The sequence below is a fragment of the Nonomuraea turcica genome, assembly GCF_030718205.1.
Taxonomy (GTDB): Bacteria; Actinomycetota; Actinomycetes; order Streptosporangiales; family Streptosporangiaceae; genus Nonomuraea.
In genome coordinates, this window is sequence record NZ_JAUZQF010000011.1 from 177394 (window position 1) to 190823 (window position 13430).

Sequence of the window (13430 nt, forward strand, 5' to 3'; positions counted from 1 at the left end):
CCCGGCGCGACGGGTTTGCCCGTCGCGCCGGGCATGTCAGACGGTTCGCAGTGCCTCGGTGGGTTGCATGCGGGCGGCGCGAATGGCGGGGAGCAGCCCGGCGATGGCGCCGATGGCGACGGCCGCGCCCAACCCGCCGGCCCAGGCCAGCGGGGGTACCACGGTGGCCCAGTTCTTGAGGTGGGTGTAGATGGTGGTGGCCAGGGCGCCGAGGGCCACGCCGGCGAGGCCGCCGAGCGCGGCCAGCAAGATCGCCTCCGACAGGAACTGCAGGCGGATGTCTGCTCTGGTCGCTCCGAGGGAGCGGCGTAGGCCGATCTCGGAGCGGCGTTCCAGGACCGAGATGACCATGGTGTTGGCGACGCCGATGCCGCCGACGAGCAGTGCCACCGCGCCTAGGCCCAGGAACAGGCCGTTGAGCGCGGATTGGGCGGCCGCGCGGGCGACCAGGGCGGAGGAGGGCTGGCTGACGTTGACCTCGCCGGGGTTGCGCGGGTTGGTGGTGGCGGCCAGCACCTTATGCACGTCGGTCACTTGTTCGGTGGTCGCTCGCACGTAGATCGTGGTCGGATGGCCGTCGAAGTGCAGGTATTTTTCGGCGGCCGGATAGCCGATCAGTACTGCGGAGTCGATCTCCGGTGTCAGCTTCGCCGGGTTGAGGATTCCGGCGATGTAGAACCACTGCCCGCCGACCCAGATGCGTATCCCCTGGTGGATCTTCGCGATGCCGAGACGCCGGGCGGCGTCGGCGCCGAGGACGGCGACCGGTTGCCGGGCGGTGGCAGCGTTGAGATAGGCGCCTTGAGCCAGGCTGGTGCGCACCCCGCCGGGCAGGTCCAGGCTGGCCGCGTTGACGGTCAGCGAGTTGGTGTTGAAGGCGGGGACGTAGGGGTTGCGGAAGGCGTTGGCCTTGGTTTTACCGGTGTGTTCGACCTTCTCGACCGGGCCGATCCTGGCGATCATCCCCGGCGCGTCGTTGGGCAGCTTCGCATTGTCGCCGCCCACGGTCTGGCCGGGGGTGACGGTGAGCAGATTGGTGCCCAGCTTGTCGATCTCGGCCAGCAACCCGGCCTGGGAGGAGGCCGACAAGCCCAGCACGGCCACCATCGCAGCGACGCCGATGGCGATGCCGAGCGCCGACAGGGCCGCCCGCATCCGCCGGGTCCGCAGTCCCAGACTGGCCACCCGCGCCAGGTCGGCCAGATACATCATGACTCCCGCCCATCGGCGACGATATGCCCGTCCAACACCTCGATGCGGCGGGGCAGCCTCGCGGCCAGCTCCCGGTCGTGCGTGATCATGATGATGGTGGCGCCTTCGGCGTTGAGCTCCTTCAGCAGTGTGAAGATCGCGGCTCCGGAGACGCTGTCGAGATTGCCGGTGGGCTCGTCGGCCAGCACGATCGCCGGGTTGCCGACCAGCGCCCGGGCGATCGCGACCCGCTGCCGCTCACCGCCCGACAACTGCGGGGGGCGGTGGTCCAGGCGATGCCCGAGCCCGACCCGCTCCAACGCCTCGGACGCTGCCTGCAGTCTGGCGCGATGTTTAACGCCCGTATACAGCATGCCGTCGGCCACGTTCTCCAAAGCAGTGGCGTGCTGGGCCAGGAAGAACTGCTGGAAGACGAATCCGATCCGCATCGCCCGCAGCTTGGCCAGGGAGCGGTCGGACATGCTCGCGACGTCGTCGCCGACGATGTGGACCGTGCCCGAGGTGGGCCGGTCCAGGGTGCCCATGACTTGCAGCAGCGTCGATTTGCCCGACCCGGACGGCCCCACGATGGCGACCAGTTCGCCGGCCTCGACGGTGAAGCTGGCCTCTTGCAGCGCCACCACCGGTGTCGCGCCAGGGTAGAGCTTGGTCACCCTGTCCAGTTCCAGAACTTTCGTCATGACGCCGGCACCACGATGCGCTGACCTTCGGCCAGGCCGTCGCCGGTGACCTCGACCCTGCCCTCGCTGTCGTCGAACAGCCCGGTCGTCACACCGACCAGCCGATGCTGGCCACCGGTGCCCACGACCTCGACCGCGTAGCCGCCACCGGCCAGCGCGAGCAGCGAATTCACCGGCACGGACAGCACGTCCTCGGCGGTGCCGGTGATAATCGAGACCTGTACCGGTGCCTTGTCCAGGCTGCCGGTCTGCTTCGGCCTGGTCGGCCGGATCTTCACCTCGATGGTGGTCCCGCTGTCGGAGGTGGTGGCGACCTTGCCGACCTCGGAGACCACGCCCGGCACGGTCTTGCCGTCGGGCAGCGTGATGATCACCTTGTCGCCGACGGCCACCTGGCTCTGCTGGCCGGCATTCAACTCAACGGTGACCTGCCGGGCCGTGGAGGATGCCTGAAGCACCACGGTGCCGGCCGCCGTCTGCGCGCCGCTGACCGCGTTCACCTTCAGCACCCGGATCGTCTTGGCCGGCACGAACACCGCCTGGCCGAGCGAAAGGTTCCCCCACTCTTCCAGCCCGACCTTGTCCTGCAGTTCCCGAAGCGCGTTGTAGGTGGCCCTGCCGAAGTAGTCGGATTCAGGGTCGAGCTCATCCTTGGTGGCGTAGCCGAGCGCCACTAGCGCGGCGTTCAGCTGCCGGACGTCCACGCCGTCGGCGCCCCACGACAGCGACCGGTAGATGGGAACCGCACCGTAGAGCAGCATCACTGGCTTGCCGTCCACCCGGTAGAGCACTTTGCCCGCGGTAACGACCTGGCCCACGGCGGGCAGCTTGGTCACCGTGCCGGCGGCCTTGTTGACGATCTGGTGGTTGCCCGCGTAGCCAAGCGTGCCGTTCTGCAGGGTACGGGCCGACAGCGTGCCCTTGGTCACCTGTGCCACGCCGGTCCTGGCCGCGCTCTGGGCGGTGGTGCTCGCAGCGGGAGCGGCGAACGGGTCGGCGCCCAGGAACCAGACACCACCGGCCACCAGCACGCCGGCCGCCACCAGCGCGGCCACCCAGCGCATCGCACTCAACTGCCGCCGCCGGTCTTGTCGGGGGTCATGTTCCGGATGCTCTGCGGCTGGTATTGCTTGCAGGCTTCCTCGGCCTTCTTGAACTGCGGCGTGTTCGGGTCGTCGTTGAGTTTGAAACCGCCACCCGCGTCAGGGTCGGGGAACGACGGCACGCCGTTGTCACGCATGCACGCGGCGTACTTGAGCTTGTCCGCCGTGGACCACGTCGCGTTGGGGTCGGTCTGCGGGGGCGGGGCGGGCATGAACTCCGCGCAGGCCTCGGCAGCCTTCTTGAACGCCGGGGAGTTGAGGTCGATCCCCTCTCCCATGCCCTTGCCCGGCTCCGGGTCCTTGAAGTTCGGCACGCCGTTCTCTCGCACGCACTGGGCGAAGGCCACCGGATCGGCCTTGGAACCGCCCTGCGGGGCGGCGGCGGACGCCGAACCGGCCTGCGGCGCCATGGACGCCACAGTCCTGCCGGGTTCCTGGTTGTTCCCGCAGGCCGCGCCGGCCAGCGCGACGGCGGCCAGTGCGAGAGCCAGAGCGACGGCCCGCGCGGTGCTCCTGCGTGAGCGCTTCCGTCTGGCCACGCTCCGGCCGAGGGGGCTGTCCATGTCGTTCTCCATATCGATCTCCATCGTGTGCAGGTTGGAGGTGGCCCGGTCGCCAAGGCGGCACGTGTGGTGGCCGACCCGGCGACCGGGCGGGACCGCGTCGGCTATTTCCCGGGTACGGCAGTGCCGTCGCAGCCGCGGTCGATGCGGCCCGTGGTGAAGTACGACACGAGCTCGGTGGCGCAGTCCGGCACGCGCAGGACGGACCCGTGCACGTCGTCGGCGACGGTGAAGACGGTGCCGCCGATGGCGGCGTGCATCTGCTTGGTCCACTCATACAGCGAGACCGCTTCGTAGCGGTGTCCGGCCAGCACCAGTGACCCGCCGCCGCGCTGCACCTTGATCTTCTGCACCGGCAGCGGCCAGCCCGCGCACTGGGCGGAGAAGCTGCCGGCCCGCCCGGTGACCGGGTTGCGCGCGAGTCGTCGCTGGTAGGTGGTCCAGGCGTCGGAGAAGCCGAGCCGGCTGGGGTCCTCGTTGCAGAAGACCGCCTGGCCGGCGGTCGCGTTGAACCGCTCCGGGGCGCCGGCCGCAGGGCGCTGCAGAGCACCCTGCCCGAGGAGTTTCTTCAGGGCAGGCGGCACGGTGTCGCTCTCGTCCCGCATTTCCTTGAATGCCTGGGCGACCTGCGGCCAGTCCGGTGTGCTCTGGATGGCCAGCATGGCGACCGTGGCACCGTCGGCGACCATCTCCCAGTCGATGTAATGCCTCGGGCTCTCGTCGTAGGCGCGGCCGAGCGCCAATACCTTGGTCCGCACCCGCTTCGCAGTGGTGCCGAGGCCGTAGGTGTCGTTGCGCTTGGCGATCCAGGCCGCCATCCGCGTGAAGTGGCGCTCGGTGCCCGCGGCGTGGCCGTCCTCGAAGTCGTCGAGCCGGAAGTTCACCGGCGCCACGCTGTCCAGGAACATGCGTCCGACGCTGCCCGGGAACGTGCTGCGGTAGACCGCGCCCAGCCAGGTGCCCCAGGAGATGCCCAGGAAGCTGAGCTTGCGCTCGCCCAGCGCGATCCGCACCCGATCCAGGTCGCGGGCCGAGTTCAGGGTGGTGAGCTGACCGAGGAAGGCGGGATCCGAATTCCCGCATGCCTTGTTCGCCGCGACTCCGCTGTCGTGGAGGCGCTTGGCCGTCTCCTTGGTCAGCGGTCCCGGCTCGGGCGGCCCGCCCTGGCCCTGGGGGGACGGGCAGTCGACCTTGGTGCTGTAGCCGACCCCGCGGGGATCGAAGCCGATCAGGTCGTAGCGGTCGTTGAGTTTGGCGTTCGCCTGGTTCATCGAGGCGATCTGGAGCGGGAACAGGTAACCGGCGGCGCCTGGCCCGCCCGGGTTGAGCGCCAGGCTGCCCAGCCGGTGCTTGCGGTCGACGGCCTTGACCCGGGTCATCGCGATGGTGATCTGCCGTCCACGTGGTTTGCGGTAGTCCAGCGGAACGCTGACGGTTCCGCACTCCATCCGGCCAAGCAGCGCACGGAATTTCCGCCGTTGCTCGTCCGTGACGGCGAGGGTACGGATCACGTCGTCGGAGTAGGCGGGACACGACCGCCACGTGACCGAGGCCAGGGCTTGCCCGCTCGCAGCCGCCGCGACGGGCGAGCCCGCGATCAGCCCGGTCAAGGTGACGGCACTCGAGGCTACGGCGACAACCGCGCGGCCGGTCAGAAATCCACGTTGAGTCATGCGGCCAACCTTGCTGGCAGCGGTCGTGCACATGCGTCCGCCCTCAGCCACACGCGGGCATCTGTCGCCAGATGTATCCGGGCGCCGCCGGATCAGACTTGCGGCAGACGCGGGCGCATCGGTCCTGGCCATAAGCTCACAGGATTATGACGGCTCTTCGCGCGTGGTCACGCTCGCCGATGCTGCAGGACGCGGCGTCGGCCGCGGTGCTGCTCGTGACCTGCGTGCTGGTCAACGCCCCGAATGCGGTCGTGGGCAATACAGCGGGCACCCCCGTCGCCGGACAGGACGAGCAGCTCGCCCTGTGGTGGGCGGCTACGGCGCTCGCCGCCGCCGGCGTCGCGCTCCGCAGGCGCTGGCCGCTGCCGATGCTCGCCGTCTGCGTGCTCTCCGCCGCGGTGCACGTGGCGCAGGCCGCACCCCTCATGATCATCGATTTGAGCGTGCTGGTCCTGCTCTACACCGTGGCCACCCGCTATGCGCGGGTCGTCTCGCTCGCGGCTCTGACCTGCCTGTTGCTTCTGGCCGCCGGATGGAGCCTGTACGGCGAGGGCCCGATACCTGGCCCATCCGATGTGCTCTCCACGGGCCCCGGCCCGGTCACCCCATCCGGCCCGAAGGAGGTCATGAGGGTCCATCGCCAGGCCTCGGCCGATGACTGGAGCGGCCTGTCCGTACTTGGCTCGGTCTTGCTCGCCTCCTGGGCCATCGGCTCCGGCGCCCGCAACCGCCGCGCCTATCTCGACGAGCTCCACGCGCACGCCCAGGACCTCGAACGCGAGCGCGACCAGCAGGCCGCGCTCGCGGTGGCCGCCGAGCGCGCTCGAATCAGCCGGGAACTGCACGACGTCGTGGCTCACGGCCTGTCCCTCATGGTGATCCAGGCCCAAGGCGGCGCCGCCGCACTCGACAACAACCCGGCCGGCACCCGGACCGCGCTGGAAACGATCGTCACCACCGGCCGCGACTCCCTCGCCGACATGCGACGCGTGCTCGCCGCGGTCGGCGAGGTGGACGACGCCTGGCATCCACAGCCCGGCCTCGCGCACCTGCCCGCCCTACTCGTGCAGGTGAACAAAGCAGGCACGCCGGTACGGCTGCGTGTCGAGGGCTCACCCGTGACCCTGCCCGCGACCATGGATCTGTCGGCCTACCGCATCGTGCAGGAAGCCTTGACCAACACCATGAAACACGCTGGAACGGGCGTCGCGGCCAGCGTCGTCCTCACCTACCACGAGGCGGAGATCGGCATCGAGATCAGCGACAGCGGCCGCGGCCGGACCGGGGACACAGGCACCACTAACGTCGGCTCAGGTAACGGGCTGCGAGGTATGCGCGAGCGCGTCAAACTGCTCGGTGGCACGTTCGCCGCAGGCCCAGGGCCCAGAGGTGGGTTCGCCGTACGGGCAGCGCTCCCGATTCAGGGGCACACCACGTGATCCACGTACTGCTCGTCGACGACCAGGCCCTCGTCCGTACCGGCTTCCGCATGATCCTCGACAACGCCCACGACATGCAGGTCGTCGGCGAGGCAGGCGATGGCGCGCAGGCCGCGGAGATGGCCCTCGAACTCCAGCCCGACATCGTGCTCATGGACGTCCGGATGCCCGAGGTCGACGGCGTCGAGGCGACCCGCCGCATCTGCACCGGCACCAGCCAGGTTCGGGTGCTGATCCTGACGACCTTCGACCTCGACGAGTACGTCTACGCCGCCCTCCACGCCGGCGCCAGCGGATTCCTCCTCAAGGACACCCTCGCGCCCGACCTGCTCTCGGCCATCCGCGTGGTCGCACGCGGCGATGCGGTCGTTGCGCCCAGCGTGACCCGCCGGCTCCTCGAACGATACGTCGGCATCGGCGCCGCCCAGGCCGTACCCGCCGCCGGGCTCGACGTCCTGACAGAACGCGAACGCGAGGTGCTGAGCCTCATAGCCCGCGGCCTGTCCAACACCGAGATCGCCGAGTACCTCTTCCTGTCCGAGGGCACCGTCAAAACCCACGTCAGCCGCGTGCTGGCCAAACTCGGCTTGCGTGACCGTGTCCAGGCCGTGGTCTTCGCCTACGAGAGCGGCCTGGTACGCACCGGAGCCACCTAGGCACTGTCGAGCGGGATTGAGTGCGTGACCAGGCCATTGCTGCCCTTCCGGCGGACGCCCGGAGGACCGTCGGCACACGGGAGCGCGGCCGGGCAGCGAGATGTCCATCTAGCGGGCGCGCTTCCCACCGCCAGACGAGGAGCCACAGGTCCTTGACGGCCTCCGCGCTATGCCCGGGACACTGAGCCTTAGGGCCCATCGCGGCCCCTCGCCCTTCGTGAAGGAGCAGGATCATTCCTTGGGCGTACGTCGAGGAAGGGAACGGGGTCACAGCGATGGGGAGCCTTCTGCTAGCTCTGCTGGCATTCGCGATCAGCGGCACCGCGTTCTGGCAGGTCCGTCGCATGTCCGCCTCACATCGGCGTACGCGCGACTGGCCGACCATAACCGGACGTATCATCCATAAATCGATCACCGGAGAAGGCAGACGTTTTCGGGCTCTGGTGGCATATTCCTACACGGTCGACGGTGTCCAGCACACCAACGACAAGATCGGACGGATCGGCTTGTCCTACGGTCCGCAGAACTCGATCCAAGCGTTCGTCGACCGGCTGCCCGATCAGCCGCACGTTCACTACAATCCAGCCGACCCAATGGAGTCGTATCTGTTCGACCCGCCGAAGTGGCTGGCCTGGGTGGTGCCGACCATGGCACTGTTCGCGTTGTTCGTGGGCTTCGTCTGGCTGTCCGATGCGATCGGGTCGGCCTGACCCCCGTTCCCCGGCCAGTCCTCGAAGGAGCCACAACCCGGGTGGCTCTGAATGAGAGTGTTGGATCTGGCCCACGCCTGGTCTCGCACACCTGCGAGTGCCGCCGAACGACGTACGAGCTGTGCGCCGCCGGCCAGGGCTTCGTCCGCCCCTGGCCGCCCGGCCGTACATCTGAGGTCCGGCGATCCCACCGGGGACGGCGCCCGGGGGATCGCGGTGGTCAGAGGAAGTTGGCGATGCGAAGCACAGCGAACATGTCCTTGTCGCGCACGTCCTCGCCCGGTGGAGCCGAGTACGGGTAGACGGACGCCTCGACGCCGACCCACCCCTGGAACTGCCCGTTGTCGTCGATGATCTGCATCAGCGGCTTGACGTGCGAGTTACCGGTGTAGCACGGCGGCTCGTAGGGATCGGTGGCCGGGTCGTTGTCCTTGAGCGCCTGTTCCATTGCCAGGCAGCTGCAGAAGTGCCACAAGGTGTCCCGGCGGTCACCGTTGGAGATCATGGCAAGGTAGTACTGGATGGAAGTGATGTTGGGTGTGGTGCCGCCGCCGTAGGTGGGACAGCCGCCCTTCTGGCAGGCCGCGGTGGACGATGGCTGCAGGTAGGTCAGGCACCACGAGTCCTGGTCGCACTGGGTGTACGACGGGAGTTGGAAGACGCTCTTGCTGAGGTCGGCGGGCGGGGTGAGTATCTTGTTCGACCAGGACCACTGCCGCAGGTACAGCGTGCTGCTGTACTGCTCCACCGTTTCCATGGCCCGGCGAGTGCTGAAGCCGGAGGTGCTGCCGTAGCCGAAGCCGTGGGTGGCCTTGGTGTTGTACTTGAACTCGAGCTTGGCCAAGGTGCCGGCGGAGTTCGTGCTCACGTACCATTCCTCCGACCAGGAGCCGGAGGAGACGTTCCAGGTGATGTGCAGCACGTCGCCCGAGAGGCTGAAGGTGCCGGTCCGCTCCTCGGTGGGCGGGTCTGTGTATGCGTGGGCGGTGCGCACGTAGCAGGGCAGCACCTTGTCGAAGGGCGCCGTCCGGTCGGTGCAGTTGGAGCTGCCCGCCAGCGTCCCAGTCTTCGTGCGCGGGATCTCAGTGCGGCGCGCCTGCTCCCACGTCCAGGTGCGGGAGCTGACGGTGCCGCTGGTGGAGAAGGTGTACCAGGACAGGCGTCCCCAGTTCTGGTACGCGCTGTCGGGGGTCAGGTGCGCCGTGGCGACCACGTAGTACGGCCTGCCGCCCGGCAGCGCCGCCGCGGCCTGCGCCGGGGATGCCGCGAGGAGAGGTAACAGGAGTAGCGAGACAAGGAAGAGCCGCATGGAACCTCCGATTTCGGTCTGTGCCGGAACTCCATCTCTCGGCAAATATTAGCCGATCTTTGACTTACGGTCAGGACCCTAATTTGCGCGCACGGTAAGGTGATCCCAGCGGCCGGCCAGGAAGCCGGGGGCGAGGCGGGGCGGTACGTGAGGTCGCCGCCGGGGGCACGGTCATCGATCCTGACGTGGTCCACCAGCTGCTGGTCCAGCATCGCGCGCACGATCCGCTGGACGCGCTCTCGCCACGCGAACGCGAGGTGCTCGCGCTGGTCGCCGAGGGCCGGTCGAACAGTGCGATCGCGCGCGCCTGTACGTGTCGGAGGCGCCGTGGCCAAGCACGTCACCGGCCTCTACACCAAGCTGAGCCTCGGCCCGGACGCCGACGATCACCGCAGGGTTCTCGCCGCGCTGACCTTTCTCCGCTCGCGCTGACCTCGAAGCTGCATGGACGATTCGCAGTTCTGGTGTCCTCGGAGACAGCACTGGGGCCGTGACCCGGAGTCCTATCCCGAGCCGGAAACCCCCGTGGCGCTGGCCCGGTCGTATGAATGCTGATCCACCTGTCCCATACAGGCGGCGACCCACATCCCCTGAGGTGACCGGACCGTAACTCTGAGTGATTTGTCCAGGCGCTTCCCTTACGCGCCCTTGGCGCTGGACTGGTCTTATCCCGCTGCTCGCCATGGTGGTTGCGAACATTCCCCCAATTCGCACCGGAGTATGGGAGATCATGGTGAATCTTCGAGTTTCTACCTGCGCAGCCCTCGCCGCAGGAGCCGTTCTTCTCGTCACGGCCACGGGCGGCGGCCAGGCGACGGCCCAGACCCACGCGGCGCCCGCCGCAGCCAAGCCGGCCCAGCCAGCCGCCGCGGCCAAGCCGTCCAAGGCGCAGATCGCGGCACTCTTCATCACCTGGAACGCCGCCCTGACCAGCGGCGACCCCCGAAAGGTCGCCGACCTGTACGCGCCCGGCGCCGTCCTTCTCCCCACCGCCTCACCCAAGATCCGTACCAACCGCGCGCAGATCGTGGACTACTTCGAGCACTTCCTGCAGAAGAAGCCGACGGGCAAGAAGATCCGTACCATCGTCAAGGTCCTGGACGCCGACACCGCGATCGACACCGGCCTGTACCGTTTCACCCTCACCGGCAAGGACGGCAAGAAGCAGGCGGTCGACGCCCGCTACACGTACCTGTACGAGAAGCGCGGCGGCAAGTGGCTGATCGTCAACCACCACTCCTCGGTGCTGCCGCCCGAAGCCTGATCCGCACACACAGCCCGCCGCCGGGAGCGTCGCGCAAGGCGACGCTCCCACCGTCGTCGGTCACCAGTTGCTTGACGATAGCCAGGCCCAGGCCGGAGCCGGCCCGCCCGGTGAGTCCCCGGCCGCGCCAGAACCGGTCGAAGGCCCGGGCCTTCTCGGCCGGCGGCATGCCGGGCCCTTCGTCGAAAACGTCGAGCACGACTTCGTCGCCGCGCGGCTCCACCCGCACCGTGATCGTGCCGCCGTCCGGAGAGACCTCCAGGGCGTTGGACAGGACGTTGTCCAGGACCTGGTCGAGATGGCCGGGGCTGGCCATGACGAGAGGGCGGGGATCGGGCGGCCACGCGATCGTGAAGCGCACGCCCCGCTCTTCACCCGCCACGCGCCAGACGCCGAGGCGCTGCTCAACGATCTCGGCAAGCGGCAGCGGCTCGGCGGCGGTGGCCTCGCTCTCGGCCCTGGCCAGCACCAGCAGGCCGTTGACCAGGCGGCTCATGCGGACGACCTCGGCGGTCGCCTGCTCCACGTCCTCCCGTACGTACTCGTCGTCGACGCCGTCGGCGATGTTGTCCAAGGACAGCCGGAGCGCGGTGAGCGGCGTGCGCAGCTGGTGGGAGGCGTCGGCGACGAAGACCCGCTGGGCGTTGATCAGGGTCTCCAGCCGTTCAGCGCCAGAGTTCAGGGTCCTGGCGAGGGTCTGCGTCTCGGCCGGGCCGGTGACTGGGGAGCGGGCGGTGAGGTCGCCGTCGCCGAACTTGCTGGCCATCTCGTGCAGCTCGCGCAGCGGCCGGGTGAGCCGCCGCGCGGTGAGCGTCCCGAGCACCGCCGCCACCGCCAGCACGGCGGCGGCCAGGACCGCGCGGAAGCCCCAGACCTGCCACAACCGGTCGTTGAGCTCGCCGGGTGGGTAGACGATCCGTACCGCGCCGACGATCCGCCGGTCGGCGGCCCGCGCCGGCACCGTGACATAGAGCGAGGAGTCCCAGCGGACGGTGACGTCTCCCTGGAGCGCGCGGGTGAAGTCCGCGTCGCCGGCAGCCGTGGGCGCGGGCAGCGGCGGCACAGCGCCCCGGCGGAAGGAGATCACCTCGACCCTGCCGGGTGTCTCCTGCCCGTACGCCTCCGCCATGCGAGCCAGGGCCTGCCGGGCGGGTGCGTCGTCGTTGGCCAGCAGCAACGCCATCGTGGTGGCCTCGCGGCGGACGCCCAGCTCGATGTCCTCGCGCAGTTGCGTGGTCAGCGTGAAGGCGACGGGAACGGTGAAGGCCGCGAGCGCGACGGCGACCAGCAGCACATAGCTGACGATCAGCTGCCGGTTCATGGTGATCCGGGGCCGACGACGAGCCGGAAGCCGACACCCCGCACCGTCTCGATGGCGAGCACGCCGGCGAACTTGCGGCGCAGCGCCGCGACGTGCACGTCGAGGGTCTTGGTGGGGCCGAACCAGTTGGCGTCCCACACCGCTTCCATGATCTGCTCGCGGGTCATCAGCGCCCCCGGCTCTTCGGTGAGGAAGGCCAGCAGCTCGTACTCCTTGGGGGTGAGCGGCACCTCCTCGCCGTCGACGTACGCGCGGGCGGCTCTGCGGTCGACGCTCAGCCGGCCGTAGCGGTCAGGCGCGACTTCCACCTTCTCCTGCGGCGGCTTCACCCGCCGCATCACCGCCCTGATGCGGGCGATCACCTCGCGTACCCCGAATGGCTTGGACACGTAGTCGTCGGCGCCGATCTCCAGCCCGACCACGCGGTCGGTCTCGTCGCTGCGCGCGCTGATCACAATGATCGGCACCTCGCCCCGGGCTCTCAGCGCACGGCACACGTCCAGGCCGTCCGTGTCGGGCAGCCCGAGGTCCAGCAGGACCAGATCGGCGGGCTCAGCCTGCAGCGCCGCCGCTCCGGTCGTGACCCAGACCACCTCGAACCCGTACCGCGTCAGGCCGCGGCGCAGCGATTCAGCGATCGGCTCGTCGTCTTCCACCAGCAGTACGCGCACAAGAGCATCCCGGAAGTGCAGTCGCGGTTCGGATGACAGGGGAGTTTATGGCCTGCCTGGCGTATCCGGGCCGGTCGGCAGGGATGGTCGCGCCGCCTACGTTGATGATCGGCGACCGGGCGTTTCGGCGCGGATGGAGCGCCCGCTGTCGGTGGGCATGTCGGGATCGGTCGACCAGGTCATCAACTGCTGCGCGCTACCCAGTCCCGTCTCTAGACACCTCCGATGCGGCTTTGCGCCGCTGGCACCACTCTGCCGATCGTAGTGGCGAGCGTGGCTCCGAGGACGCTGACGCCGACCAAGGTCAGCCAGATCGCGGCTGCCCCGCTGGACAGCAACCCGGAGAGCGCGACCGGAGCGACAGCTCCTGCGACAGTCACGGCGAGCTGATTGAGGGCCAAGTACCGGCCGCGGAGAGCGTCTGGGGCGCTCTCGGCAGCGACAGTCGAACCGGCACCAGCACCGCGAGGGCACCGATGAGCAACCAAGTCGCAGAGCCCCCGACAAGACCGACCATGCCCCAGCGCGGCAGCCGGGCCATCTGCGCACCCACTGTGCCCAGGATTATCGCCAGCAGGAACATGTCCGGCAGGAGAGCGGTCCCGTCGAGCTCTTCCTCCTGCATGTCCGCCCAGATGATGGCCGTGGGGATAATGCCCGTCACCAACCCGATGAGGGCTGCACGCCCCAGGACAGCTCTGGTCGATAAATCCCGCATGTTCCTATTGTTGCCGCTGGCCATGCCAAAACGAGTTCAGAACAACTCGATCGAGGGCGAAGGTGAGCTGGTCAGCCATCGCGGGAGAGCTGACCTTGTACTGATCAGCGG

Annotated in this window: 13 protein-coding genes; 4 read left to right on the top strand and 9 right to left on the bottom strand. The window is 68.9% G+C overall.

Going from position 1 to position 13430, the window contains the following annotated elements:
• Positions 1-36 precede the first annotated feature (36 nt).
• The 5 genes from Q9G87_RS28155 to Q9G87_RS28175 all read right to left on the bottom strand — a co-directional run bounded on the left by Q9G87_RS28155 (position 37) and on the right by Q9G87_RS28175 (position 5231).
• On the bottom strand, positions 37-1212 hold the full coding sequence (locus tag Q9G87_RS28155) for an ABC transporter permease (RefSeq protein ID WP_371825837.1): 1176 nt from the start codon (positions 1210-1212) through the stop codon (positions 37-39).
• The gene (locus Q9G87_RS28160) at positions 1209-1892 is read right to left on the bottom strand and encodes an ABC transporter ATP-binding protein (RefSeq protein WP_305919497.1); all 684 of its coding nucleotides are present in this window, start codon (positions 1890-1892) and stop codon (positions 1209-1211) included. Before Q9G87_RS28160 ends, Q9G87_RS28155 begins: the two co-directional genes overlap by 4 nt.
• Positions 1889-2956, bottom strand: coding sequence for a peptidoglycan-binding protein (locus Q9G87_RS28165; protein ID WP_305919498.1), 1068 nt, complete (start codon positions 2954-2956; stop codon positions 1889-1891). The genes Q9G87_RS28160 and Q9G87_RS28165 overlap by 4 nt, the downstream gene beginning before the upstream one ends.
• A gap of 5 nt (positions 2957-2961) precedes the next feature.
• On the bottom strand, positions 2962-3582 hold the full coding sequence (locus tag Q9G87_RS28170; RefSeq protein ID WP_305919499.1) for a hypothetical protein: 621 nt from the start codon (positions 3580-3582) through the stop codon (positions 2962-2964).
• Positions 3583-3662: 80 nt separating this feature from the next.
• A complete protein-coding gene (locus tag Q9G87_RS28175; RefSeq protein ID WP_305919500.1) occupies positions 3663-5231 on the bottom strand; it encodes an alpha/beta fold hydrolase in 1569 nt (522 codons plus the stop codon).
• A gap of 146 nt (positions 5232-5377) precedes the next feature.
• On the opposite strand from Q9G87_RS28175, the gene Q9G87_RS28180 reads away from it, so the two are divergent.
• From Q9G87_RS28180 to Q9G87_RS28190, 3 genes are all read left to right on the top strand, one after another.
• A complete protein-coding gene (locus Q9G87_RS28180) occupies positions 5378-6670 on the top strand; it encodes a sensor histidine kinase (RefSeq protein WP_305919501.1) in 1293 nt (430 codons plus the stop codon).
• Positions 6667-7326 carry a response regulator gene (locus tag Q9G87_RS28185; protein WP_305919502.1) on the top strand — a complete coding sequence of 220 codons (660 nt, stop codon included), beginning with the start codon at positions 6667-6669 and terminating at the stop codon, positions 7324-7326. The genes Q9G87_RS28180 and Q9G87_RS28185 overlap by 4 nt, the downstream gene beginning before the upstream one ends.
• A gap of 275 nt (positions 7327-7601) precedes the next feature.
• Positions 7602-8036, top strand: a complete 435-nt coding sequence (locus Q9G87_RS28190; RefSeq protein WP_305919503.1) for a DUF3592 domain-containing protein — start codon at positions 7602-7604, stop codon at positions 8034-8036.
• Positions 8037-8256: 220 nt separating this feature from the next.
• Here Q9G87_RS28190 and Q9G87_RS28195 read toward each other — a convergent pair whose 3' ends face one another.
• Complete coding sequence (locus tag Q9G87_RS28195) at positions 8257-9345, bottom strand: hypothetical protein (protein ID WP_305919504.1); 1089 nt, start codon at positions 9343-9345, stop codon at positions 8257-8259.
• A 730-nt stretch (positions 9346-10075) separates the two neighbouring features.
• Between Q9G87_RS28195 and Q9G87_RS28200 the strand changes: the two genes are divergently transcribed.
• Entirely contained in the window at positions 10076-10609 is a 534-nt protein-coding gene (locus tag Q9G87_RS28200; RefSeq protein WP_305919505.1) for an SgcJ/EcaC family oxidoreductase, read from the top strand.
• Here Q9G87_RS28200 and Q9G87_RS28205 read toward each other — a convergent pair.
• The 3 genes from Q9G87_RS28205 to Q9G87_RS28215 form a co-directional block, all read right to left on the bottom strand.
• The gene (locus tag Q9G87_RS28205; RefSeq protein WP_305919506.1) at positions 10572-11930 is read right to left on the bottom strand and encodes a sensor histidine kinase; all 1359 of its coding nucleotides are present in this window, start codon (positions 11928-11930) and stop codon (positions 10572-10574) included. The genes Q9G87_RS28200 and Q9G87_RS28205 overlap by 38 nt on opposite strands.
• Positions 11927-12601, bottom strand: coding sequence for a response regulator transcription factor (locus tag Q9G87_RS28210; protein WP_305919507.1), 675 nt, complete (start codon positions 12599-12601; stop codon positions 11927-11929). Before Q9G87_RS28210 ends, Q9G87_RS28205 begins: the two co-directional genes overlap by 4 nt.
• A 376-nt stretch (positions 12602-12977) precedes the next feature.
• The gene (locus Q9G87_RS28215) at positions 12978-13319 is read right to left on the bottom strand and encodes a hypothetical protein (RefSeq protein ID WP_305919508.1); all 342 of its coding nucleotides are present in this window, start codon (positions 13317-13319) and stop codon (positions 12978-12980) included.
• Between the last annotated feature and the right edge of the window lie 111 nt (positions 13320-13430).

What these genes read in the sequence shown, in the direction of transcription:
- Q9G87_RS28165 (WP_305919498.1), bottom strand. Translation starts at nt 2,956, where the DNA reads ATGCGCTGGGTGGCCGCGCTGGTGGCGGCCGGCGTGCTGGTGGCCGGT.
- Q9G87_RS28205 (WP_305919506.1), bottom strand. Translation starts at nt 11,930, where the DNA reads ATGAACCGGCAGCTGATCGTCAGCTATGTGCTGCTGGTCGCCGTCGCG.
- Q9G87_RS28215 (WP_305919508.1), bottom strand. Translation starts at nt 13,319, where the DNA reads ATGCGGGATTTATCGACCAGAGCTGTCCTGGGGCGTGCAGCCCTCATC.
- Q9G87_RS28190 (WP_305919503.1), top strand. Translation starts at nt 7,602, where the DNA reads ATGGGGAGCCTTCTGCTAGCTCTGCTGGCATTCGCGATCAGCGGCACC.
- Q9G87_RS28200 (WP_305919505.1), top strand. Translation starts at nt 10,076, where the DNA reads ATGGTGAATCTTCGAGTTTCTACCTGCGCAGCCCTCGCCGCAGGAGCC.
- Q9G87_RS28155 (WP_371825837.1), bottom strand. Translation starts at nt 1,212, where the DNA reads ATGATGTATCTGGCCGACCTGGCGCGGGTGGCCAGTCTGGGACTGCGG.
- Q9G87_RS28180 (WP_305919501.1), top strand. Translation starts at nt 5,378, where the DNA reads ATGACGGCTCTTCGCGCGTGGTCACGCTCGCCGATGCTGCAGGACGCG.
- Q9G87_RS28195 (WP_305919504.1), bottom strand. Translation starts at nt 9,345, where the DNA reads ATGCGGCTCTTCCTTGTCTCGCTACTCCTGTTACCTCTCCTCGCGGCA.
- Q9G87_RS28160 (WP_305919497.1), bottom strand. Translation starts at nt 1,892, where the DNA reads ATGACGAAAGTTCTGGAACTGGACAGGGTGACCAAGCTCTACCCTGGC.
- Q9G87_RS28175 (WP_305919500.1), bottom strand. Translation starts at nt 5,231, where the DNA reads ATGACTCAACGTGGATTTCTGACCGGCCGCGCGGTTGTCGCCGTAGCC.
- Q9G87_RS28170 (WP_305919499.1), bottom strand. Translation starts at nt 3,582, where the DNA reads ATGGAGATCGATATGGAGAACGACATGGACAGCCCCCTCGGCCGGAGC.